The organism is Acidimicrobiales bacterium (genome assembly GCA_036399815.1).
Classification (GTDB): Bacteria; Actinomycetota; Acidimicrobiia; order Acidimicrobiales; family DASWMK01; genus DASWMK01.
The window spans coordinates 1-3,053 of the sequence record DASWMK010000280.1; the positions used below are offsets into that span (position 1 = coordinate 1).

Annotated in this window: 5 protein-coding genes and 2 tRNA genes; 2 read left to right on the top strand and 5 right to left on the bottom strand. The window is 73.2% G+C overall.

Annotated features, from left to right (window positions below; all coding sequences use genetic code 11):
* The coding region (locus VGB14_20990; GenBank protein ID HEX9995409.1) for a DUF1775 domain-containing protein at positions 1 to 428 on the top strand (428 nt) is incomplete at its 5' end.
* 183 nt (positions 429 to 611) lie between these two features.
* Here VGB14_20990 and VGB14_20995 read toward each other — a convergent pair.
* Together VGB14_20995 and VGB14_21000 are read right to left on the bottom strand one after the other, a co-directional pair.
* Positions 612 to 685 (bottom strand) — tRNA-Ala (locus VGB14_20995).
* Between the two features lie 67 nt (positions 686 to 752).
* Positions 753 to 935: a helix-turn-helix domain-containing protein gene (locus VGB14_21000; protein ID HEX9995410.1), complete on the bottom strand. Its 183-nt coding sequence runs from the start codon at positions 933 to 935 to the stop codon at positions 753 to 755.
* Between the two features lie 89 nt (positions 936 to 1,024).
* On the opposite strand from VGB14_21000, the gene VGB14_21005 reads away from it, so the two are divergent.
* A complete protein-coding gene (locus VGB14_21005) occupies positions 1,025 to 1,333 on the top strand; it encodes a hypothetical protein (protein HEX9995411.1) in 309 nt (102 codons plus the stop codon).
* Between the two features lie 90 nt (positions 1,334 to 1,423).
* Here the strand turns inward: VGB14_21005 and VGB14_21010 are convergent, their stop codons facing one another.
* From VGB14_21010 to VGB14_21020, 3 genes are all read right to left on the bottom strand, one after another.
* Positions 1,424 to 2,416 (bottom strand): Gfo/Idh/MocA family oxidoreductase, encoded by a 993-nt coding sequence (locus VGB14_21010; protein HEX9995412.1) that lies wholly within the window; start codon positions 2,414 to 2,416, stop codon positions 1,424 to 1,426.
* A 173-nt stretch (positions 2,417 to 2,589) separates the two neighbouring features.
* A tRNA-Ile gene (locus VGB14_21015) sits at positions 2,590 to 2,663 on the bottom strand.
* A 36-nt stretch (positions 2,664 to 2,699) separates the two neighbouring features.
* The coding region (locus VGB14_21020; GenBank protein HEX9995413.1) for a DUF3566 domain-containing protein at positions 2,700 to 3,053 on the bottom strand (354 nt) is incomplete at its 5' end.

The following is a 3,053-nucleotide window of genomic DNA, read 5'->3' on the forward strand; positions in this document are numbered from 1 at the left end:
CCCGTCGGGTCGAGCGCAAGCCCCTGCCCGCCCCGGTCGAGGTCTTCGGCGAGCAGGTCACCGACTACATCGCCGCCGTGACGTGGGAGGGCGGGCGCATCGGGGCGGGCGAGTTCGAGGAGTTCGGGTTCTCGGCCCGGACCCCGCAGGCGGCGTCGACGCTCAGCTTCCCGGCCGTGCAGACCTACGACAACGGCGAGGTCGTGCGCTGGCTCGGCCCCGCCGGGTCCGAGCAGCCCGCAGGCGCGGTGAAGACGTTCGCCTTGGCCGAAGGCGACCTTGCCACCTTGTCGCGCCTGGCGGGCGAGGCGGCGCCGAAGTCGGGTGGGGACGACGAGGGGACCGACGCGTCGGACGTGGCCGCCTGGGCTGCCTTGGTGGCTGCTGTCGCCGCCCTCGGGTTGGCTCTGCGGCCTCGTCGTCGGTAACTGGAGCGGACGCGTCGGCCCGGCGGTGGCGTGGGTTGTGCGTGGCGAACCCGGACGGCGGTCGTCACCCGGGCTGTCTCACTATGCCTACGGAGTGATGACTTCGACCCCCAAGGCGGGCGCTCGGGCAGGGGACGACTCAGCCTCCCGCGACCCTGGAGGGGTTCGGCATTGATCGGCGGGTGGAGACGATGGGACTCGAACCCACGACCCCCTGCTTGCAAAGCAGGTGCTCTAGCCAACTGAGCTACGTCCCCGACGACCGCCAAGCGTAGGCGATCACGGTCGACGAGCAATTGCCCCCGGCGCGGACGCCCCGGGTGATCAGACGGCGGAGGCGGGGGCGCTTCGGTACGCCTCGACGTCGGCGCGCCGGAGCAGGAAGCTGCGGTCGTGGGGTTGCGCGGCCAAGCGCTCGGCAGTGATGGCTTCGTACACCTCCGCCAACGGCAGGCCGAGGCGTTCGGCGGCCTCGGCGACGGTGAGCCAGACGGGGGTGGGTTGCATGGTGCGGCGCGTCTTTCCCGCTCCGCCTCGTCCCCAAACCCACACCATGGATCGTCTTTGCCGAGGACCCGAGCGGGTACGTCGAGGCCATGACCAGCATGGACGACATCCAGCCCCGCGGCGACGCCGGCGACGACAGTGCCTTGGACCGCATGCGGGACGCGCCGGTGGGTACCAACGACCCCAACATCGTGGGCGACGTCGGCCCCACCGACATCCCGCCCGGGATGGACCCGCCCGACATCGACCCGCCCCTGGGCGGCCGATCGGGCGAAGACCCGCCCACCGACACGGCGCCATCGCTCGACCCGGTGCCGACCGGTGACGCCGAGGGCGAGCCGCTCACAGACGTCGAGGGTCCGACCGCCTACGGCCAGCCCGCCGACCCCGCCACCTGAGCCTCAAGCAGTCCACAACCCCGTCCCCGGTTGTCCACAGTCATCGGGGGAGAACCCTGCTCATAGGCGTGAGGAACTGTGGAAAAGCTGTCAGGCGGCGGTGCCCTCGAAGGCTGCGGCCCGCACCCCGCGCCGCCCCAGCTCGGTCAGGAACGGGACAGGTTCGGCCACCAGCTCGGCCAACCCGGCCGCCCCCGGCCGGGCCAGGCGGGACTCGGCGGCCCACAGCGCCGCCACGGCCGCCACCGCCCCGGCCGCCACGCCCGGCCGGTCGAGGGCGCCCAGCACCCGCACGTCACGGCCTCGGCCGCGGCGGCCCCGCACCTCGACCCGCACGGCGCCGACCAACCCCTCGGGGTGGGGCGGGCGCAGCATCGGGAAGCGGGACGTGAACCGGTCCCGGCGGGTGGCCGCCACCCGGGCCGTCACCCGCGCCACGCCCGGGACGGCAGGGGCCAGGAGCAGGGCGTCGGGCAGCCCGGCCCGGTAGCAGTCGAGGGGGCCGACGGGATCGGGGAACCAGGACAGCTCGCGGCCGGAGCCGCCGGGACGGGTCACCCAGGCGCCCTCCCGCCAGTCGACGGCCCGCTCGGTCAGGGCCTGGTGGTGGTGCCGGGCGCACGCCGGCCCCGCGGTGCCGAACTTGGCCACGTGGATCTCGTCCACCTCGTCGAAGCCCGCCGCCGCGTGGCGGGCCAACAGGCAGGTGAGCCCCGGCGAGAAGCCCGCCCCCACCACCACCGACAGGTCCCGCTCTCGGGCCTCGGCGTCGAGGGCCAGCAGGTCGCGCACGTCGCCCACCGCATCGGAGACCGACACCACGTGGGCGCCCTGCTCCAACGCCTGCTCGGCCACCGTGCGATGGCCGCCGGTGGGCACGGCCACCACGACGACGTCAGCTCCCTGCAGCGACGCTCCCCCCGGAGGGGCGGGCAGGGCCGGGGCGCCGAGCGAGGCCACCACGGCCGCGGCCCGGATGCGGTCGCGGTCGACCACGACCAAGGAGTCGACGCCGTCACCGGGGACGAGCTGGCGGGCGATGCGGGCGCCTACGGCGCCGGCGCCGATGAGGACGGCCCGCACTAGCGCAGGTCGGGGCCGGACAGCTCGCGCCACCCGCCTCGTTGGGGCGGGGTGCCACCGGTGCCACGCAGGCGCAGTACCCCGGCCAGGAGCCCCGCCGCGCCCAGGGCCAGCGCGATGCGACGAAGTGCCCTCACAACTGCGGGATCGAGGCCCGGAAGCGGTTCATGGGGTGGGGCTAGGTGGAGTCGAACCACCGACCTCAGCATTATCAGTGCTGCGCTCTAACCAGCTGAGCTATAGCCCCGAACGAGCGTCAGACGATACACGCAGGGGGCGCGGCTCAGACAACGGAGCGACGGGTGCCCGTCGGCTCCTCTTCCAGCACGCTCACCTCGACGCCGCCCACGATGTCGGACGACAGGTTGTAGACCACGGCCATGAGCACGTTGATGCCCGTGCCCAGCAGCACGAGGACGAGCCCCCCCACGACGGACGACGTGAACAGCTTGAAGCCGGAGATGCGGAAGGACTCCAGGGCGAACAGCTCGCGCACGAACTTCTCGACGTTGTCGATCACGCCCACGCCGGACGCGGCCATCCACAGCAGGGTGCCGGCCACCAGGAAGACCACGAGCATGCTGGCGTAGAAGAGCACGGAGAACCGCAGCACCGTCCACGGATCGATCCTGCGGAT